Annotated in this window: 16 protein-coding genes and 1 pseudogene; 10 read left to right on the top strand and 7 right to left on the bottom strand. The window is 57.3% G+C overall.

Features of this window, described 5'->3' with window-relative positions:
• Positions 1 to 508: 508 nt before the first annotated feature.
• From QZ869_RS21730 to QZ869_RS21705, 6 genes and pseudogenes are all read left to right on the top strand, one after another.
• Positions 509 to 4,822 (top strand): putative Ig domain-containing protein, encoded by a 4,314-nt coding sequence (locus QZ869_RS21730; protein WP_296022521.1) that lies wholly within the window; start codon positions 509 to 511, stop codon positions 4,820 to 4,822.
• A gap of 1,142 nt (positions 4,823 to 5,964) precedes the next feature.
• Positions 5,965 to 6,120, top strand: a pseudogene (locus QZ869_RS21725) (integrase); the annotation flags it as partial.
• 517 nt (positions 6,121 to 6,637) lie between these two features.
• The gene (locus tag QZ869_RS21720; protein ID WP_296022518.1) at positions 6,638 to 8,653 is read left to right on the top strand and encodes a ParB/RepB/Spo0J family partition protein; all 2,016 of its coding nucleotides are present in this window, start codon (positions 6,638 to 6,640) and stop codon (positions 8,651 to 8,653) included.
• Positions 8,654 to 8,760: 107 nt separating this feature from the next.
• On the top strand, positions 8,761 to 9,135 hold the full coding sequence (locus QZ869_RS21715) for a type II toxin-antitoxin system RelE/ParE family toxin (protein WP_296022516.1): 375 nt from the start codon (positions 8,761 to 8,763) through the stop codon (positions 9,133 to 9,135).
• On the top strand, positions 9,132 to 9,428 hold the full coding sequence (locus tag QZ869_RS21710) for a helix-turn-helix domain-containing protein (protein WP_296022514.1): 297 nt from the start codon (positions 9,132 to 9,134) through the stop codon (positions 9,426 to 9,428). The genes QZ869_RS21715 and QZ869_RS21710 overlap by 4 nt, the downstream gene beginning before the upstream one ends.
• A gap of 665 nt (positions 9,429 to 10,093) precedes the next feature.
• Positions 10,094 to 10,327, top strand: coding sequence for a hypothetical protein (locus QZ869_RS21705; protein WP_363315134.1), 234 nt, complete (start codon positions 10,094 to 10,096; stop codon positions 10,325 to 10,327).
• A gap of 169 nt (positions 10,328 to 10,496) precedes the next feature.
• On the opposite strand, the gene QZ869_RS21700 is transcribed toward QZ869_RS21705, so the two are convergent.
• Positions 10,497 to 10,739: a WGR domain-containing protein gene (locus QZ869_RS21700; RefSeq protein WP_296022511.1), complete on the bottom strand. Its 243-nt coding sequence runs from the start codon at positions 10,737 to 10,739 to the stop codon at positions 10,497 to 10,499.
• 340 nt (positions 10,740 to 11,079) lie between these two features.
• Between QZ869_RS21700 and QZ869_RS21695 the strand changes: the two genes are divergently transcribed.
• A complete protein-coding gene (locus tag QZ869_RS21695; RefSeq protein ID WP_296022509.1) occupies positions 11,080 to 11,376 on the top strand; it encodes a hypothetical protein in 297 nt (98 codons plus the stop codon).
• Positions 11,377 to 11,407: 31 nt separating this feature from the next.
• Here QZ869_RS21695 and QZ869_RS21690 read toward each other — a convergent pair whose 3' ends face one another.
• The 6 genes from QZ869_RS21690 to QZ869_RS21665 all read right to left on the bottom strand — a co-directional run bounded on the left by QZ869_RS21690 (position 11,408) and on the right by QZ869_RS21665 (position 17,297).
• Positions 11,408 to 12,022, bottom strand: coding sequence for a 3'-5' exonuclease (locus QZ869_RS21690; RefSeq protein ID WP_296022507.1), 615 nt, complete (start codon positions 12,020 to 12,022; stop codon positions 11,408 to 11,410).
• 155 nt (positions 12,023 to 12,177) lie between these two features.
• A complete protein-coding gene (locus tag QZ869_RS21685; protein WP_296022504.1) occupies positions 12,178 to 12,339 on the bottom strand; it encodes a DUF1127 domain-containing protein in 162 nt (53 codons plus the stop codon).
• A 4-nt stretch (positions 12,340 to 12,343) separates the two neighbouring features.
• Positions 12,344 to 13,219 carry a DMT family transporter gene (locus QZ869_RS21680; protein ID WP_296022502.1) on the bottom strand — a complete coding sequence of 292 codons (876 nt, stop codon included), beginning with the start codon at positions 13,217 to 13,219 and terminating at the stop codon, positions 12,344 to 12,346.
• 358 nt (positions 13,220 to 13,577) lie between these two features.
• Complete coding sequence (locus QZ869_RS21675) at positions 13,578 to 14,003, bottom strand: VOC family protein (RefSeq protein WP_296022498.1); 426 nt, start codon at positions 14,001 to 14,003, stop codon at positions 13,578 to 13,580.
• Positions 14,004 to 15,665: 1,662 nt separating this feature from the next.
• Positions 15,666 to 16,292 carry a GDSL-type esterase/lipase family protein gene (locus QZ869_RS21670; RefSeq protein WP_296022496.1) on the bottom strand — a complete coding sequence of 209 codons (627 nt, stop codon included), beginning with the start codon at positions 16,290 to 16,292 and terminating at the stop codon, positions 15,666 to 15,668.
• A gap of 66 nt (positions 16,293 to 16,358) precedes the next feature.
• A complete protein-coding gene (locus QZ869_RS21665; protein ID WP_296022494.1) occupies positions 16,359 to 17,297 on the bottom strand; it encodes a 2-dehydro-3-deoxygalactonokinase in 939 nt (312 codons plus the stop codon).
• Positions 17,298 to 17,386: 89 nt separating this feature from the next.
• On the opposite strand from QZ869_RS21665, the gene QZ869_RS21660 reads away from it, so the two are divergent.
• From QZ869_RS21660 to QZ869_RS21650, 3 genes are read left to right on the top strand one after another with little or no spacing between them, the layout of a single operon-like run.
• Positions 17,387 to 18,295 carry a dihydrodipicolinate synthase family protein gene (locus QZ869_RS21660; RefSeq protein WP_296022491.1) on the top strand — a complete coding sequence of 303 codons (909 nt, stop codon included), beginning with the start codon at positions 17,387 to 17,389 and terminating at the stop codon, positions 18,293 to 18,295.
• Positions 18,292 to 19,458: a mandelate racemase/muconate lactonizing enzyme family protein gene (locus QZ869_RS21655; RefSeq protein WP_296022489.1), complete on the top strand. Its 1,167-nt coding sequence runs from the start codon at positions 18,292 to 18,294 to the stop codon at positions 19,456 to 19,458. Before QZ869_RS21660 ends, QZ869_RS21655 begins: the two co-directional genes overlap by 4 nt.
• Before the next feature lie 24 nt (positions 19,459 to 19,482).
• Positions 19,483 to 20,754, top strand: a complete 1,272-nt coding sequence (locus QZ869_RS21650) for a sugar ABC transporter substrate-binding protein (protein WP_296022486.1) — start codon at positions 19,483 to 19,485, stop codon at positions 20,752 to 20,754.
• Positions 20,755 to 20,765 lie beyond the last annotated feature (11 nt).

The raw sequence follows: 20,765 nt of genomic DNA, 5'->3' as shown, positions 1-20,765 counted from the left end.
CTACAATGAGGTTCGGCCACATGGTGCGATCGGCAACAAGGTCCCGATCGCACTGATGAATCCGGGAAGCGTAACCAGCCCGCCTCCCTGACTGAAGCCGGAAAACTCAAGCCTCCGCTGGTCCAATGTCTGGGAGCAGTTCAATAAGTGGAAAATTCCAGTTCTAAATGGCCTAATTTAACGGGGGCACGTCAGGGGCTTTGTATGTGGCGCTAATCTGAGAACGAGCCAAACTTACTGATCCTTGGCAAGGCCGGTCCTTTCTTAGAGCGTTTCGATATTTGGCTAATATTACACTTGTACTGAGGACGCGTGACAAGCAGCCCAAACGTGTGATTATTTTAGCGCAACTTCAGTTTAAGCAATTGCATTCGGAAAAAGGCATTTACTTTCTGCTGGTCCATACGCTTTCTTAGTTTGGCCGACCGGGATGCTGCGTCGCGCGCGCAGCTCGGGGAACATTGTGACATCAATATCAGCTAAAATTTCCATCCGGTTATGGTTCGTATTGGCCCTTGTTTTCGGAGCGTTCGCATCGGTCAATCCTTCGGATGCGCTGGCAGCTTATTGCACGTCGCCTAAAACCGCGACCGTGAACCAGGGCCAATCGGTGACGTTCGACGTCAGCGACTGCGACGGGCCCTCCAACGGTGGCATGACCGATCCTCTTGTGCAGCCTTCGCACGGCAGTTTCGTGCTCAGCGCTCAGTCCGGTCTTGGCACGCAGACCGTGACCTATACCAACAACGGCGATGGCGCGACCTCGGACTCGTTCTACCTGCTGGACGAGGACAACGAGCAGGTCGTCTTCAACATCACCATCAATCCCTCGCGCACCGCCAGCATCGCGGTCTCGCCGTCCAGCGCCAACGAGGACAGCGGCACGGCCTTCGTCTACACGGTGACGCTGAGCCAGACCAGCAGTTCGGCGACCACGGTGAATCTGACCAGGAGCGGCACGGCCACCAGAGGGACCGACTACACCGGTGCGGTCACCAGCGTCGTGGTGCCGGCCAACGCCAGTTCTGCCAGTTTCAGCGTCACCCCGGTCGCCGACACCACGGTGGAACCGGACGAGACCGTGATCTTCCAGGTGTCCAGCGGTAGCGGCTACTCCATCGGCAACCCGTCCAGCGCCACCGCCACCGTCGTCAATGATGACTATCCCTCAGCAAGCATCTCCGTGTCCTCGGCAAGCGTGTCCGAGGATGGTTCTGCCAATCTGGTCTATACCGTCACCCTGAACCAGCCATCGCCTTCAGCGCTGTCCATCGGCTTCAGCGTCGGCGGGACCGCGACCTCGGGCACCGACTACGCGGCGGTCAACTCGCCTCTGGTGATCGCCGCTGGCCAGACCAGCGGGACCATTACGGTCAATCCCACCCCCGACAGCACCGTCGAACCCGACGAGACGGTTGTTATCAGCCTGAATACCGGCAGCGGCTACACAGTCGGTTCGCCGTCCAGCGCCACCGGCACCATCCTCAACGACGATCAACCGGCGCTGAGCATCAACGACGTGTCGGTGAACGAGGGTAACGCCGGTACCGCCAATGCCACCTTCACCATCTCGCTTAGCCAGCCGGCCGGTACCGGCGGCGTCAGCTTCGACATCGCCACGGCCGATGGCACCGCAACGGCTGGCGTGGACTACGTCGCCTCTAGCATCACCGGGCAGACCATCCCCGCTGGCAGCAGTAGCGCCACCTTCACCGTATTAGTCAACGGCGACACACTCAACGAACCGAACGAGACCTTCTTCGTCAACGTCAGCAACGTCGTGGGCGCTACCGTCGGCGATGGGCAGGGCCTTGGCACGATAGTTAATGACGACGCGCAGCCGGCCCTATCGATCGACGATATCAGTGTGAATGAAGGTAATAGCGGCACCACCACTGCCACCTTCACGGTGAGCCTGAGCGCGGCCAGCGGCCAGACGGTCACGGTCAATTACGCCACCGCCGACGGTACTGCCACCGCCGGCAGCGACTATGTCGCACGCTCCGGCACGCTGACCTTCGCGCCGGGGGTTACAGCGCAAGGTATTGCCGTCATTGTCAATGGCGACACCGCGGTCGAGTCCAACGAAACCTTCAGCGTCGGTTTGTCTGGTGCCGGCAATGCAACTATTGCCCGCGGCACAGGTACCGCCAACATCCTCAATGACGATGCGGTGGTGACGATCTCGCCGGCATCGCTGCCGGCTGCCACCGCCGGCACGGCTTACAGCCAGACCCTGAGCGCTAGCGGCGGCACCGCGCCGTATGGCTTCGCCATCACGACCGGCGCATTGCCGGCGGGGATGACCCTCAACACTGCCGGCGTCCTGTCAGGGACACCGACCGCCAGCGGTAGCTTCAACTTTACAGCGACCGCTACCGATAGCTCCGGCAGCCCTACCAGCGGCAGCCGCGCCTACACGCTGACCGTGGCCAGGCCGACGATAACCTTACCGGCCACCACTCTAGCCGGTGGTACCTCCGGACAGGCATATACGGCCGTGATGAATCAGGCCACCGGCGGCATCGCGCCATATACCTACGTGCTCAGCAGCGGCGCGTTGCCAGCGGGCGTCACGGTCAATCCCGCAACCGGTGCGCTCAGCGGCACGCCCACCTTGTCCGGGACATTCGTCTTTACCTTGACCGCTACCGACAGCACCGTCGGAACCGCCGGGCAGGCCAGCCAGAACTACAGCCTGAGCATCGCCTCTCCGACGCTCGCCATCGCGCCGGGAACCTTACCCTCCGGCCTCGGCGGTGTCGCGTACAGCCAGACCCTGAGCGCCAGCGGCGGCACCGCGCCGTACAGCTATGCGATAAGCGCCGGCACGCTGCCAGCTAGCCTAACCCTTTCCACGGGCGGCGTGCTATCGGGCACCCCGGCCATGGCCGGCAGCTTCTCGTTTAGTGTTAACGTCACTGACGCTAATGGGTTTAGTGCGACTCAGGCCTATACCGTCACGGTTGCCTCGCCAACGATAGCAATCACGCCTTCGACACTGCCCGCCGGGATGGTCGGCACCGCCTTCAGCCAGTCATTGAACGCGAACGGCGGCACTGCGCCATACGGTTTTGCCATTGGTGCAGGCACCCTGCCACCTGGCCTCAGCTTCAACGCGGCAGGCGTGATGTCCGGCACTCCAACTACGGCGGGGAGTTTTCCAATCACCGTGACTGTCACTGATGCCAATGGCTTCACCGGCTCACAAGGTTATACGCTGGCTGTGGCACCATCTGTTACGTTCAGCTTCTCGCCACCGGGAGGGTCGCTTGCCGAGGCCATGGCAGGCGAGAACTACAGTGCGCAGATTACCGCCACCGGCGGAGCTAGTCCGTTGTTATACAGCATAAGTTCCGGCGGCCTTCCGGACGGACTTACGTTGAACGCATCCACGGGCGAGTTGACAGGTCCGGTCAGCGCGACAGCGACAGTGAAAGATTATATTTTCATCGTTCAGGTACGCGACAACAACGGCGCGACCGGAACCGCAAGCTACACTCTTACAGTCAAGGGAAGATCCGTTAGCGTCAACGACCAACAGGTCACTGTTCCTGCTGGCAGCACGCCGAACAATGTCGACCTTACCAGAGGTGCGACAGGCGGCCCGTTTGTTTCCGCGCAAATCGCATCAGTCGAGCCGGCCAATGCCGGGACGTTTGCGATTGTACGCGGTGAGTTTGCGCAGGCCACCCCTCCGACTACGCTTGGGTGGTATCTCAAATTTACTCCCAACCCCGCATATTCCGGGCAGGTCAGCGTTCGCTTCAAGCTGATCAGTGCGCTTGGCGTCTCCAATATAGGAACCGTCACCTATTCCATTGGCTATGATGCTGCAAAGGTCGCCAGCGATATCGATGATATGGTGCATGGTTTCGTGCGCAGCCGACAAAACATGATTTCTTCCACGATCCACGTTCCTAGTCTCCTTGAACGGCGCCAGATGGAACAGGCGACCGATCCCGTTACCGCTCGGATGATGCCGTCGGAGAGCGGTATAACCGTCAATTTCTCCACCAGCCTTGCGCAACTGGAAGCGGCCCGCGATCGCGCCGATGGTATTGGGGGAGGTCATTCGTCACCGTTCAACATTTGGATCGACGGTGCTATCCTTGCCCACAACGACGAAGACATCAGCGGCGATAGGTGGGGTAGCTTCGCCATGATCAACCTGGGCGCAGACTATGTGCTTAACGAGAAGGCCCTCGTCGGTCTCTCGTTTCACTATGACCGCATGACCAATCCCACCGACGCGGATGCCGAGCTGAAAGGGAATGGCTGGCTTGCCGGGCCATATGCCTCACTTGAAGTCGGTAAGGGCATATTCTGGAATTCCAACCTGCGATACGGCGGCTCGAGTAACAATATCGATTCGACGTTCTGGGACGGCAGCTTCGAGACGACGCGCTGGATGGTAGACACCTCGATCGAGGGGCAATGGGATTTCAGCCAAGGCACCATCCTCGCACCAAAACTGCGTGCTGTATACTTTTCGGAGAAGGTCGACGACTACGCTGTAAGGAACACTGCCGGCGATGTCATTGGAATCGAAGGCTTCGATGAGGACCAGTTCCGCGTTAGTCTCGGGGCGGAGATTTCCCGGTCGTTTACGCTCGATCGCGGTTCGACGCTGGTGCCCAAGGTGGGCCTGACCGGCGGTTTCTCCGGCCTGGATGGCTCCGGGGTTTTCGGCCAGCTTACGGCTGGTGTCCTGATGCAAACCACCGAACTCTGGATGTTAGATGCAAGTCTTCTTTTCAATATCGAAGGGGAGGGAGAAAAATCCGTTGGTGCTCGTGTGCGCGCTGCCAAACGTTTTTAGCGATTAGGCTGCTTGCTCCGCCATTGCGCGGATAGAGGTTCGGCTATGTGTTCTGATGAGTCAACACAGGCAACGCGGGCGCGACGAAGCTTGAAGAGGATCCCTCGCTAAAAACTTGCTTCCGACGATTGTATTAGCCGCCATCGTCCTGTGCTGGCAAGTACAGCAATCTCGCAGGTTATTTGGCCAAGTGCCTGACGATGAGAAGAAAACAGTTTAACGGGATTTTCACGACGTCGTAGATACGTTCATTAGCCGGGACAACGATCACGATCCCTTTACATCACTCATAGACACATCGTTCTTAAAGCGAAAACCCATCGTGCTGAATGCAAGGTCGTTGGTGTTTCCTCCGGATGACAAAGCCGCAGCCCCTCCGCTCTTGGCAAAACTATTCTTCACTAAGGCGAGACAAAGCTTCGAGAATATGTCCGTCGATGAAGCGGGTAGCTGGAATACCACATTTGCATATTTAAGCCGTTCGTCCGTCGCGACTAATTCCGAGGCAGAAGTTTCCCGAAGTCAGAAGCGGTCACATCTCCGACGACAGAGAAGTGGCAGCAGCTCTCCAGCACCGAGACGTTGTCAAAACTCCGTCGTAAGAAAACTGATCCCTCCTCACGCCGTCATCAAAAGCGAGATTGTCGCGCAAAGCGCAAACGGGATCACGAGGAGATAATATCTACGATTAAAATTACCCACCGAAACCATTAGAACAATCGCCATCGCAATCAAAATCGGAGTGACTACGAATGCAATATCAGTCCATCTCAAGGTGATTTTCTCCCTATATATTGCGGAAAATTCTCGACTCATCACGCGTTTACGACGCTGGTGACCACGACCAGTCTTTGCCGAAACACATTTCAACCATGACAGCCGCACGACAGACATAACGCCGAGCAAATGCTTATAGATAATCTCAGGACCCAACGAAAGGTCGTCTTCACTGCGGTCCAATAATCGGCTTTGGCTGAGTTCACAGTTCAGGGGACGACCCCACGAGTGAAATGCTTCGAAAACAACGAGGACTGCAGCTGATTTGCCATAAACAGGAATCGATGCATTGTTATGACCTACCAGCTATCGGCCTAAGGCTTTGGCGTTCTCATCGAAAGACTTGCAATGCTCCTCGCAGGTTTCACGGGCTGAGATCGGGTTATCTAACCGAGGCTGCCAACCGAGGCATTCCGCTGCCAGAGGCCATGGAGCAATCGAAGCATCGATCCGTCCAGCAGGCGTCTAGCTATTATAACAGCGCCACCCGGCGAAGCGGGAAAGCGGCAAGACTGCTCTAGGTGCTTGATCCCGGAGTTCAATCGCGCAGAGATGGCGTGAGGCACTATGGGCCAAGCTCCAGTCGGAAGTAGTCGAAGCCCGGCTTGCATTCAGAGGGGAAATTCCGATCAAACAGATCCCATCCATGTCGCCGCAGCTTTCTGTAAACGCCGATATCGCGCAGCTGGTCTTCAGTCAGGCCGGAGAATGCTTTGAGAGCCTGTTTATCCGTCAAACGACTAGCTGAACTATCAGAGCTGGATAAAGCGAGACCAATCAATTGGTGAATCCCCGGCAGACCAGCGGGGAGCGGGCTTACGCCCCCACCCCTTCGTTCCGGAGGATGTGAGAGCACATCCACCGGAACGGTGGGTGAAGGCATCGCCCGACTAGCGGGGCTTGCTCTTAGGAAACCGGGAACCGTGGAGAACCATCATGAAACTTGTCTGTGAAGCCTTCAGTCTGACCGCCTTTGTCAGCGCCGCGATCATCATCGCCGCCGCTTTCGCCTGAACCATTGCTTGAGGGAGACTTGCCATGACCAATACCAATTCCGACATCATCACCATCGCTCTCGACAAGCTCGACCGCGATCCGAAGAACGTCCGCAAGACCTATCGCAAGGAGGGCATCGAGGAGTTGGCATCCAACATCCGGGCTGATGGCTTTCGCCTGTTGCAGAACATCGTGGTGCGAAAGGGTGACAAGCGAGGTCGCTTCTTTGTCATCGCCGGAGAACGTCGCCGCCTTGCCCTCGCCCTGCTGGCGGAGGAGGGCGAAATCGCCAAGGATTTTGCCGTCGATGCCAGATTGCGCGATGAAGCCGACGCCACCGGCATCAGCCTTGCCGAGAACATCATGCGCGAGGACATGCATCCCGTCGATCAATACGAGGCCTTCAAGGTGCTGGCCGACGATGGTCTTTCTATCGTCGATATCGCCGCCCGCTTCGCCACCACGGAAACCATCGTCAGGCGTCGTCTGGCTTTGGCACGGGTTGCCCCTGCCCTGCTTCAACTCTACCGCAATGAAGAGATGAACCTCGAACAGCTTTCCGCCTTCACGATCAGCGATGACCACGAGGAACAGGTGCGGGTGTGGGAAAGCCTCCCGTCATGGAACCGGAATTCCTACACCATCAAGGCAGCACTTCGCCGTGACGCCATCGCACCATCCGACAAGCGCATTCGGCTCATCGGCGGCATGGACGCCTACGAACAGGCCGGTGGCGAGGTCAAGCGTGATCTGTTTGACGAGCGCAGCCAGGGTTATGCCGTTGATGTCGCACTGGTGGAGCGTCTTGCCGCCGAGAAGCTGGAAGGGCTGGCAGCAGACCTTACCGCCGAGGGATGGGCGTGGGTGGACATTCGCCCGGAAATCGACTGGCGCGATCTCAACGGCTTTGGACGTGTCTATCCCGAGCAGGTGGAGCGGACGGAAGCCGAACAGGCGGAAGTGGCGCGGCTACAGGAAGAGCACGATGAACTCGAAGGCGTGGTTGAAAGCGGCGATGGCGATGAAGGCACGGAGGCGCGCATTGCCGAAATCGTAGCCCGCATTGGAGAACTCGACCGGGAAGTCTATGCATCCGACGATCTGGCGTGGTCCGGAGCCATCATATCGCTCGATTACAGCGGAAACCCTGTCGTGTATCGCGGCTATGTGCGGCCCGTGGATCGTGACAGCGATGCAGAAGCGGATCAGGCCGAAGGAAATGGCGATGCTGCGACGAGCGTGAACACAGATGCGACACTGCAGGCCCCTGCTGGCCCTAACGTCCTCCACTCCGCAACGCTTGTCGAAGACCTGACGGCGCAGCGCACCGCAGCCCTCCGGCTGGAATTTGCCAAGAATCATCACGTTGCGCTGGCAAGCGTCGTGCATGCGCTTCTCTTGCAGACCATCCTGACGCATTCGCGCGATCATTCCTGCCTCGACATTGTGCTGACCAGCAAACCAATCGCAGGCAGCATGAAAGCGCCGGAAAACAACATCGCCGTCGCTGGCCTTAGCGAACTAGCCGAGCGGTTTGACGATCATGTTCCCGGCAACCCCGCCGATATCTTCGATTGGTGCCTTGAGCGCGATCAGCACGAGCTTGTCGAACTGCTGGCCTTCGCCGCAGCCCATTCCATCGATGCGGTGAAGGATAAGTACGACTACCGCAAGACGCAACGCGCCCATGCAGAGGTGCTGGCGGATGCGCTCGACCTCGATATGACGAACTATTTCGAGGCGACGGCAGAGACCTACTTCAACCACCTCACCCGCGATGGGATCGAAGCGGCGCTGGTGGACATCAAGGGACCGGACTTTGCAAGTGGCGTCGGACGCATGAAGAAGGCAGAGGCAGCAGCCTATGCGGAGGCGCAAACCAAAGGCAGCGCATGGCTCCCCTCCCCTATCCGGCCAGCAAAGGCAGCAGCGAATGTTGTTGATCGCTTGAGCGTCGATGACGACAGCGACGACGAGGTGCACGGTGTAGCCGATGACACTGGCGAGGCCGATCAGCCGGAAGATGAACTGATGCAGTTCCCCGAGGCGGCTGAGTGATTTCAGCCGTCGCCCGCCGCAGCGTCTCCCCGCTGCGGCGGGGTTTCCTGTGCGGAAATTCCTCACTTACTTATTGACGCGGATACGGAAATTCCGTATATTGAATCATGCAGACAGTGATCGAAACGCCCGCTTATCTGGCCTCGGCAAAGGACGAAGGCCTCACCATAACAGAACGGGAAGCGATTGTTTCATACATCGCTGCAAACCCCGATGCTGGAGACATCATGCCGGGAACCGGGGGCGCAAGAAAGCTTCGGTTTGCCGGGCGCGGGAAGGGAAAGAGCGGCGGCTATCGGATCATAACCTTCTATGCCGATCCGGAAATCCCCGTCTTCCTACTAGATATCTACAGCAAGGACTCTCAGGCCAATCTTTCACAGGCCGAGCGCAACGAGCTAAAAGAAATACTGACCGCCTTGCCCCGGCAATGGCGAGAAAATGCCAGCAAGCGATCAAAGAACATCAGGAGCCTGAAATGAGCAAAGCAGGATCACGTATTCTACAGGGTGCCCGTGAAGCTCTCGCCTACGCGAACGGAGAAGCGGACGAAATGCAATACGAACATCACATTCCCTCAGAGGTTAATGTGAAGGCCATCCGGCAAAGGCTTGGTCTGTCACAGCAGGCGTTCGCATCGCGTTACGGTTTCTCCGTCGGTCGTGTGCGCGATTGGGAGCAGAGTCGATCCAACATGGATGCGCCGTCGCGCATCCTTCTCACGGTGATCGACAAGGAGCCGGAAGCTGTCGAAAGGGCTTTGAAATCGGCCTGATAGGAGATCGAGCTATCAGGCCTCGGGGCGAAGGGAACCCCCTTCGGCCCTTCCCCTCGCACTCCCCTGCCCGCCCATCATAAGGGACCTGTTGACGGCGGGGAATGCCACTGGCTTTTGAGTGGCAGAGCGTGGCTAGTCGTCTCCGCGACAGAGCTGCCACATCTTTCTCTCCGTACTGCAAGCTGACAGCAATGGCGGTCACGCGAACGCGTTGTCGTAATGGGTCGCGTAATGGACTTGTCAGATCTTCACTCCACAGAAGCCGCCGGTTCAACGAGCACGCAGTTAGCGGGCGCCGAGACGGCTTGAGTACATTTGATCGGATGAGCTTGATGCCGAATCTCCTGTCCACCGCCCAACACGGCATAGGCGACCGAGGCGATATTGCCGGAGCGTGACGTCATGGCATAAGATGAGACGTGATCGAGGGGCTTGCGTATCTCCCTGGTATGCGTGGCCTCAGCGATAGGTCACTGCGTCCGGCCAGGCTGACAGCAACCACAGCCGTCAACGAATTTCCCCTGGCGATCGCCATTCCTCGCGAAACAAATTCCTTGCCACCTGCGGCGCTCCGCATCTGCTGCGCCCCTACGGGTGCAATCAGCCTGTCTTCCGGCCGCCTTGTCGTGACCATCGGCAACGCAAACCAAGGAGACACTGCCATGACCGATCTCGTCAACTTCATCCGCTTCAATGACAACAACACCCTTAGCGGCAACATCGCCTCGGTCGCCTACGACCTCGACATCTTCGGAGAGGAATTCGACAGCACCAACGCCAAGGCTCCGGTCTACCGCCTTTTCGCCAAGACCCCCGCGCGGCCGCCGCGTCGAGATCGGCGGCATCTGGAAGAAGCAGAACCAGAACGGCGGCGACTACCTCACCCTCTCCGTTAACACCGGCTACGGCAAGCTCAATGCCAATCTCGGTCGCTACCCCGGACAGGACGACGAGGATCTGATGGCGGTCATTCCCTGGGACTGACATCAAAGCGCCCCCGGCTGAAAGGCCGGGGACATCTCCTGCTGTCCAGAGTTGGGAATCGGTCCGCCATGCTGGCGGGCATTACTTTGGCTGGTAGCCCCGCCGCGTCTTCTGACGCGCAATGGCCTCGATGCGCTTCGATGGATCGTCGCCGTCATCGACGAGCTCGACCTTGATCTGACCGCGCCTCCCGATCCGGCCCCATCGACGCTCGAGCCATATCGCTCCGAACAGATCCGCCGAAACCTCAAGCGCGTAGAACCGCGCCATGTTGCGGGCTGGGTCGAGGCGTTCGGCGTAGAATGGGCGGGGCATCGGCGTCATAGGCTCGATTGTCATCGCACCGTAGACGCATGTCCAATGAGAGTTTTGAAACGGACGGTTCGTCATGATTCATGAAGGTGATGGAAATGCTGCTAGGTTGGGCAGCTTTTGGCCCGAAGCGGTCAGTGAGGTTGCTCAACTTTGCGAATCCTCTAATTTCTCAATTGATTATGGAGAAGACTGATATGACATGGCTTATCCACTCTTTCTCGGGAATTGGGCCCATAAAATTCGGCATGACTCCAGAGGAAGTCGCCACACATATCGGAGCACCAGACCGGTCGAGACGAGGCCTTCGGTCTAATACGTTCAGTAACATCGCGGTACCAAAGCGCCAATCGTGCGTTATCGCGGAAATCGCGTTCGCGAGATCGAAGCCTTCTACGACATTGGGGTAGTTATGTTTCGAGGAATATCTATTTTCGAAACGAACGGATTAAAGGTACTCCGCGCATTGGAGCAGCTAAATGGGGGAGCTGCGATTTCTGCTGGGATCATACTGTTCGACAAGCTCGGCTTAACGGCGGGTCGCCTGGATGAAGGTCCGCCCACAGGGCATTCGGTAACCGCCTTCACGTCCGGCACCTGGGACGGCAAGACCGCCGACTTCGAGAGCATCAGCTTCAATGACCGCTAATGGCGCGATCCTGCCAAGACGGCAGTCGGCTCTAAGAGCGGCCAAATACCTCCCGCTGAAGCTTGCCGGTCTGCATAAGATATTGAAGCGTGTAAGCGATCGAAAGAGCGTCGTCCAACGCATCGTGACCTTGCAAAGGAGGATGCGTCACGCCGTAATAGTCCGCGAGTTTGTTGCTTGGGGTTCTCGCCAAATCCTCAATAGGCATTCCAGCGGCAAGCAGAAGCTTTACGGAGTTATCAAAACGATGAGCTGGAATTGAGGGCTCAATGCCCGCAATATAGCAACTAATCGCGATCATGTTCAGTTCGTCTTTTCCCCATGACCAGCACCGGGAACCTTCGGAAAAGGCGTCGAAGCTCGAAAGGGCGTCCAGCAATGACATACCGTGGGCATCGATCTCCTCCTCCGTGATGCCGGTCAGCTTCGTGAAAAAGGGATCGAGGGTATATCTGCTGCCAAATCGGTCGATTGGACGGACGTAAGCCTTGAACGTGTCGATAAGCGGAAAATCGCCGTCGAGCCCCAACTTGACCGCGCCAATCTGCGCGATAACCGGATCTGGATCATGTGCCGCGCACCAAAATCTACGCTGCGAACCTTCAAGGCAGAGAAATTCGCAGTCGAATATGATCGCAGTCTTCAACGGTTTCTTCCTTTCTCGAACCCCGATTGTTGCCCACTTGCGCTTCTGACTATTGCTGCATCGTAGATTAGGGCGTTTCGCAGCCGCCGCAATGTCCGCTCTTGGCGCAAACCGGTCATCTGCTGTCACCAGTGACAATCGCCGGGACGAATATGCTACCGCCAGAAGGGTTTGCGGCTTTCCCGCATAGCCTCGCTTCTGTTGATGCCTAGGTCGTTAAGCTGTTCTTTGTCCATATTGCGGAGCGCACGGCGCTGACGCCTGCGATCCGGCCAGATAAAAAAGATGAGGCAGGCGATTTGAGCGAGTCTTGCCATAAGCTCAGCCTCCCGACAGGAGGATGACGCCGGCGATCAGCGTCGCGCAGCCGGCGAGCCGCCATAGCCCGACCTTCTCGCGCAGTATCACCATGCCTAAGAGCGCGCCGACCATCATTGACATTTCACGCATGGGCGCAACCAAGCTTAGTGGAGCGCCCGAATTCAATGCCGCCAGCACAAAGATGTAAGACAGGGGTGAAAGGAGGCCTACGCCGATCGCTAGCCACCAGTAGCCCCGCATCGCCTCAATGGCCGCGCGGGGATTAGCGACTACGATTGGCGCCAGAAGAAAGAACCGCAGCAGGTTTGAAAACCAGTCGAGCACGACCGGCGCGATCCCAAGCACCTTGACGACGTAGGCGTCAACTACGGTGTAAGATGCAATAAGGCCACCCGTTGCGGTTCCCCATCGCACTCCAGCCTGACCGCCGGGACGTCGGAAGGCAGAGAGCTCACCTTGCGTGGCAATAAGGCCGATACCGGCTACTACGAGAAGCAGTCCTGCGACACCTTGCCCAGACGGGCTTTCACCCAAGATGAAGAACGCACCAAGCGTCGAGAGCATAGGGCCGGTTCCCCTGGCAATCGGATAGACCACAGATAGGTCCGCGACCTGGTAACCCCTTTGCAGGCAGAGGCTGTATGCCAGATGGATCAGTCCGCTCAGCACAAGGAAGACGACACCAATCCTTGTCCAAGCAACCGTATCGCCTTCCGTAAGGACATAGAGCACCCATGGGGCGTATGCGATGCACGCAATCAGATTGTAGGCAAATACAAACACCGGGCCGACTGATGCGGCCCGCTTGGAAAGCAGATTCCAGCTTGCATGGATAAAGGATGCAAGGACAACAAGTAGCAGCGAGGCAAACGCCATCGAGACCTCCTAATGCGCCAATGGCGCTGGTTGATCTCGACGTCTCCTCCTCTGGGATTTTGCCCCTAGGGTGCAGCCGTGGAACTCCCACGGTTTCTGCAACGCTCGGTCCTGCAACGGTAATGCCGCCCGGAACCCTAGTTGCCACTCGGTCGATAGGTGGACCTTACTCGATTGTCCCGGCAACGTGCAAGCATTGTCGTTTTGTCGCGATGTGGACAGTTTGCTTTTGGCCCGAGGCACTAAGTTTCAATGTAAGATATGGGACCGGAGCCCACGTCTTCAATCGGCCCGAAGCGGATAAGCCGAAGTAGGTTCACGCGTCTACCATCCGGTGTTGGCGCACCGTTCAAAAAGCTCAGTCTGCTGGAGGGAGCAGATGAGGATTCCAAACCACATCCCACAAATGTCCGTCGGGATCACGGAAGTAGCCAGCGTAGCCGCCGTAGAACGTGGGCACGGGGCGTTTCACGATCTCGGCTCCGGCCCGCTCAGCGGCAGCCATCACCTCCTCGACCTCTTCCATCGTTGACACATTGTGGCCAATGGTGAAGGACGTGGAGCTAGGCGGCTGTAAGGGCAACCCAGTGTCGTGAGCGACGTCGCTCTGCGACCAAAGCGCCAGCTTTAGACCTCCACCCAGATCAAAGAACGCAACCGTGCCATGTTCGAACTCTTGTCCAATGATCCCTTCAGTCGGTAGCCCGAGACCATCGCGGTAGAATGAAACCGATTTTTCCAGGTTGGAAACGCCCAGCGTCAGCACTGATATTCTAGCTTTCATACCCATACTCCTACTATCGGCACGAGCACCATGCTCATGCTGTCGTAGTCTTGGGCCGCTAGATCAGCGCGGAAGGACCCACACCGTGGGGGTCGGGCCAACCTTCCCGAGCCTAACCTGTTTTAGACAGAACAAAGCTAGCTTCCTGTGGCTCCATCGTCAAGCACGACCGCTTGTGGCGCAAAGCAGCCGCGTGATTTGGCGACCTGGCGCCACATTAGCGCAAGGGCTCAATCCCCATTAGATGCGGTTCTCAAAATCTAAGTGGCGGTGGAGGGGCTGGGGAGGGGAGTGTCTCGTCGGTTCCGGCCCGATTGCCAAGAGATTCTCAAATCGAAGATGCAGTGGAAAGCAGAATGCGAAACATCTTGAGTGGAGGGGTCGTCTTGTAAGGTCTCGCAATGAGGTGGCGAAGGGTCACACGCAAAACACGGATGCAGGAGTTATGGAAGAAATGCGAATTGGTTTTCGGATTTTACAAAATGTTTGAAACGCTCGCGTCCTTGCGGGTTGGAATGCGATGGTTGATTGAAGGAAGGGCTCTGCGACGTTTGCCCAAGAGTCGCCAACTGTGCTAGTTGCATTAACCAGTGCCCTAGGTTTTGCGAATATCGATTTCAATTTGGACAGATTGATTCGCTTGGTAGTCAGGTTGAGCGATCTAGGTTTGCCTACATCGGTGAGATTGGATCTGCGTGGTGCGCTTTTGTGCGCTTCGTGTTCCGTGGTGTCAAAATCTGAAGTCGGCCTCCAGGTAGGTTGCTTGTCACAGGAGCCAGTCCCGGGGTAACCTACTGTCTGGGGTAGTCGTTGCGGGCAATTTCGCGATTTGATTGAGCACGGATGGTTTCAATAGAAGTGGGGGAGCTGCTTGCATAATTCGCTGTGCAGGGTAGGCGGGTTCGCGGCATCTGAGGGTAAACCTTGTCAGCTGACAAGGTTTGGCGGACCCGAGGTGATATCCCGACAGCTTGATACCTTGTCAGCTGACAAGGTTTGCAAGAAAGTCTCCTACTCGCCCGGCTTGAGGTTCATACTGACCGACCTAATGACGGGTGCGCGCTGCAGGAAAACCATCCCGATGAGAGGCAACTATTATGAGCGGTTTTATTGGAGCGAGGTAGACAGCTCCCTCCCAGTGGCGAATCTTACCTTAGAACTATCGCGACTACTTCCTAAGGCTATGTGACGTTAAATGCGAGCGGGATGTAAGAAGCCCCGTATGTGGGTGCAGCGGCATGCGTTCAACCTGACCTTGGCTCGAATGTATTTCTAGAGCTGAGCCTGAGCGACAAGCAGCAACGAAACGGGTCAATCATTGATGCATATGGATAATGGACCCAACTACCGCACCCGCAGAGATTATTGTACCGCATCGCTCGACGGGTTTGGGGCAGGGATCTGCGCAGGCTTCATCGTTCTCTTTTCGAGGTTCTGGTGACCCTCAAAGAGCCTGGCCTGGGAAGATGACTTCAAGACTCTTCGGACCGTAAATGAAACGAAATCCTAATGCGGCAACATGCCATCGTTGCCCGCTTGACGCCACAGGACCACTCCCCAGTAGACGTTGTGCTGGCCCAGGCGGAAAAATCTATCCTGACCCCGCCGCATAATGCAGATCCATCCCTGTCCAAGACTAGATTGTGGATGGGTCGGCTGACCTCAGTTCAGCAAGCTATGAGATTTTTTGAGGGCCTCAGACCAAACCGCGTACCCTGCCGTATTCAGATGAACCAGATCAGGCAAGTAATAGCGGAACATTGGCAACCCATTTTCTCCGAGGAGACCGGCGTTCGGGTCCAGCCAGATTGTTTGCTCGCAATTATGACACCAGTCTTGAGCCTGCTGGTTGAAGCGGCCGAACTCATGGCGATAGATCCAGCGCGCTGGACTTGGCTTAATCGCCAGCACAGTTACCTCGGCAAGTGGCAACGCTTGGGATATACGGCAACGCAAATCCTGAAGGTGCTGAAGCGTTGTTTCAGCCTTAAGGCCGTCGCTGGCTATATCGTTCTCTCCGAAATACAGTAGCACCTGGGTTGGATTCAGAGGGACAAGAAGCTTGTCCAAGTAGTGGCTGGCAGAAAGGTATGTCCCGCCGCCAAACCCGAGATTAACGATATCCAGGGAGCCAAGGTCCTCTGTGACAGAGCTCCATATCCGGAACGACGAGGAGCCATACAAGGCGATCGGGTTGGCTGGAAGACCGATGCGTTGCAGGCGGGCGAGAATGGCCACGATATCGTTTTCGTGGCGACTGGTGCCTATACTAGCTGGGAAGTCGTACATCGTAGCCTCGGAACATCTGGTTTGGGAGAATGACGGCGAGAGCTGCCGACCAGCGAATGATCGAGGTCACGATGGCGTTAGCGCAAGAATAGCTAGCGCTCCTTTCGCCAGAGTGTCGTCCGCGGCGACCGAAGTTTTGAGCCCGAAGGCCTCTGCGGCAACAAGATAGAGATCGTTCAACCCGTCATTTCCGACGATTTTTCCATCATCTCCCTCCGTGAACCATCCTGCCTCGCGAGCTTGGCGAAACTCCTGCCCTATGACCATCCCCCGCACATAAGAGCGCAGCTGCTCCGGCGAAAGCCGGCCAGCGAGCCCACCGGTCCTCGCCGAAAACATCAGTGACAACATGGCGCCGGATTGCTTGGCTTCTGTCAGGCCCCAGCGAAAGGCATCCGGATCGTCGACCGGCGGCTGCGCAGATCCTCGGGCGATGAAGGAATGATTGATGAGCAAGTTGAAGATCTCACCTGTCACGAATGTCTGGAAGCCATCGATCCGTTGCTCCTTCACGCGCGCCCATTTGCTGTGGGTGCCGGGTATGATGAGCGTAGAGTCCTCTTCGAGACCATAGCCCACGATCAGGGTTTCTTCACCTCGCATCACATCGGGAAAGGGCATTCGGGCTGGGTCATTGAGACCGGGTAAAAAGAAGAGATCGGAGCCGTTTGGTAGCGATCTTCGAATAGCGCCAGCAGCAAGTTCACTGGGACCCGCGGGGCACGGTACATAGGCAACCTCGACCCAACCGTTTCGGCTCGTAATCATCCCCAATGCGGCAACCGGCAAGGCCCCGTGGCTTGAGAACCAGGGTGTAAGTGCGTCCATGAGCGCGGCCTCGTGTTGGCCTTCAACGAGACTTGATATGCCGCTGCCGGTCTCAAGATTATCAAGTTCTTCGCCGCCTTCTCCGACGAGGGCTGCCCTCAAAGAGGTCGTTCCCCAATCCACGATAATTGATGTCGCTGTTTCCGCCGCCATGTCGCGCACTCTTCTTTCGTTCATCTTGGGGCTTGTCATAAAGCGCGAGGATATGTAGTGTCAATTAGTGAAATCAAGGTATCAATATATGATACCTAATATGGAGGTAGATCATGGTTGCTGGCCTAAGAGGGATATTGCCCGTTTTGCCGACTCCATTTTTGGACGATGGCAATGTTGACGAGGTGGGTATGAAGCGCCTCGTGGCCTTCGCGCTGGATAAAGGCGTGGACGGTGTCGTGTTCCCTGGTTTTGCAAGTGAAGTGGAAACCCTCAATGCGGTGGAGCGCGCCACGTTGCTGAAGATCGTCGTCGATGCTGTTGCCGAAAGGGTCCCGGTGGTGGCAGGCGCAAGTGCTGCCGACTGGCGCGACGTAGTCGAACATGGGAGGGTTGCATCATCACTTGGCATCCGGCACCTCATGGTCCAACCACCCAAATCGGTCGGCACGGACGCATCGGCATTGATCGACTTCCTGGGCAAAATCATTGGGGCACTCCCTGACGTCCAAATCATCTTGCAGAACGCGCCTGCACCTCGCGGCTCAGACCTTTCGCCGCAGGCGATCGTAGAGATCGTAAATGCCCTGCCGCAGGTGACGTACGTCAAGGAAGAAACCCTTCCCGCCGGTCCAGCGATCAGTCACATCATCGCCAATGCGCCATCATCGCTTAAGGGTGTCATCGGTGGCGGGGGCGCTCGCTACATTCTCGACGAATATGCCCGAGGTGCTACGGCCGCGATGCCCGCGCTGGAGATCGCCGAGGAACATGTGGCCATTGACCGGGCGCTTGTTGCCGGGCGGCATAAGGATGCTCGCAGGATCTATGTCCGCACCCTGCCGCTTCTGGTACTTCAGGCGGTCTACCGCATGCGGTTGACCAAATATGTGCTGGCCCGTCGCGGCGTGATCGATCGCCTCGGCGTGCGTGCGCCGACACCCGAACTTGATGCGGCAGCCATTGCCGATATTGACGCTAATCTGGTCGAACTCGGTCTTGTTACCCCGGAGGCCGCATGAATAGCCCCGTCACATCCATCGAAGTTTTCACGCTGACGCAGCCGCGAAAGGTTCCTTATCTCGGCGCGCTCCGGGAAGGGGAGGTGGTCAATCCCAATGGTTACATCGTTCGCAAGGGTAACCGAACAGTATATCCTACGTTTGACCGGAGCGTGTTGGTCCGCATGACGACAAAGTCCGGCATTGTAGGTTGGGGAGAGACCTATGGTATCGTAGCGCCCGGCGCGGTGGCCGCTTTGATCAACGATCTTCTGGCCGGTTTCGTCATTGGGCGCGATGCGTCCGATCCAGCTGCGATCTATGACGACCTATACGATATGATGCGGGTACGCGGTTATACCGGAGGATTTTACGTCGATGCGCTTGCCGCACTCGACATTGCGCTTTGGGACATCGCCGGGCAGGAAGCTGGGAAATCGGTTCGCGAGCTTCTTGGCGGAGGTGTGGAAAGCTTCCCGGCCTATGTTTCGGGTTTGCCCGAAAAGACATTGAAGGCACGGGGTGATCTCGCAAAATACTGGCAGGATCGTGGTTTTGATGCTTTCAAATTCGCTACACCGGTGGCTGACGATGGCCCGGCGGCCGAAATCGCCAACCTTCGGCACGTGCTTGGCCCGCAGGCAAAGATTGCCGCCGACATGCACTGGAACCAGACGCCGGAACGAGCGCTGGAGCTCATTGCCGAAATGAAACCTTTCGACCCCTGGTTTGCCGAAGCCCCGGTCTGGACCGAAGACATAGGCGGACTGGAAAAGGTTTCGAAGGGAACAGACGTTCCGATTGCCGTTGGCGAGGAATGGCGCACCCATTGGGACATGCGCGCCCGGGTCGAGCGCTGCCGCATCTCCATCGTGCAGCCGGAGATGGGACACAAGGGTATCACCAATTTCGTCCGCATTGGCGCTCTTGCGGCCGAGCATGGCATCGATGTCATCCCACACGCAACCGTTGGTGCGGGCATCTTCCTCGCCGCCAGCCTGCAGGCGTCGTCAACATTGGCGACCCTGAAGGGTCACGAGTTTCAGCACTCGATATTCGAGCCCAACCGCCGCCTGCTTGCTGGCGACATGGATTGCCGCGAAGGCAGCTACTACCTGCCTTCCGGACCGGGACTTGGCGTCAAGCCGTCGGAGGCGGCACTCGCACTTATTGAACGTATCTGAACTGGTTTTCTGGAGGAGGAACCCATGACCAAAGGAATAAAGAAGCTGGCGCTTGGCACAGCGACCGCGATGCTGATGACAATGGGCGCATTTGCGCCTGCCATGGCTGATACGGTGCTGAAATTCATCTCTTGGCAAACCGACGATGCCGGTACCGGCGAATGGTGGCGTTCCGCCATCGCCGCCTTCGAGAATCAGCATCCGGGCGTGAAAATCGAGTTCACCAAAGCTGAGCGTAGTTCCTACGCAGATACGATGACGACGCTTTTTGCGGCCAATCAGCCACCGCAAATCGTGCATCTGGCGTCTTTCGAGTTTCAGATGTTTGCCGATAGCGGGTGGCTCGAGCCTCTCGATCCTTGGCTGAAGAAGGACGGCATCGACATGAAGGGTTGGGCCGGACAGCAAAAATGCGAATGGAATGGAGAAACCGTCTGCATCATGACCAACTATTTCGGGTTCGTGATGGCTTACAATAAAAAGATTCTAGATGAGGCGGGCGTCGCGGTTCCGAAGACCTATGATGAGTTCCTGGCCGCTGCGAAAGCGACAACGAAAGATCTGAACGGCGACGGCATTGTCGATCAGTTCGGCACTGGCCATGAAACCAAGGGCGGTCCGGGCCAATATCTGACAGAGATGCTGAACTACATCCTCGACGCCGGAGCCTACTGGACGGACAAGGATGGCAACATCACCATCGACACGCCACAAATGGTCGAGGGTCTTTCACGCTGGAAAACCGTGATGAAGAGCGGCGTCAGCCCAGTGGATATGAGCGCCAGCGACGTGCGCAAGCTTTTTGCCGATGGCAAAATGGCGATGCGCCTCGATGGACCGTGGCTCTACGGTACAACCGAAAAGGGTTCGGCCAAGGCTGACATCGTTTATGTCGCTCCGCCGCTTCACCCGCCGCTCGGCGGTTCATCCAACGTGCTGGCCATGCCGGCTGATATCCCCGACGACCAGAAAGCCCTTGTATGGGATTTTATCAAGTTGACGATGTCACCAGAATTCCAGCGCAGCTACGCCACCCTCGGCGGGAATACGCCGCCAAGCCCGACTGCCGACGTCTCGGGTGTGGAGAAGACCATCCCACATTTTCCTGTGCTGATCGAGACGATGAAGGCCGCATCCGATGCGGGGATCGACCGCATCCCGACTGGACTTGAGCTCTTCTACAATGAGTTTAGCAAGATGGTGATGGAAGAAAGCCAGAGGATGATCATTCAGGATCTCGATCCGGCAGAAGTGGCCAAAACCATGCAGGCCAAGGCCGAAGCCATTAAGGGTTAATCCCGTCGTTT

The sequence above is a fragment of the uncultured Agrobacterium sp. genome (assembly GCF_913777885.1).
Taxonomy (GTDB): Bacteria; Pseudomonadota; Alphaproteobacteria; order Rhizobiales; family Rhizobiaceae; genus Agrobacterium.
The sequence above is the reverse complement of the archived record's forward strand: the minus strand, read 5'-3'. Positions and strand labels throughout refer to the sequence as shown.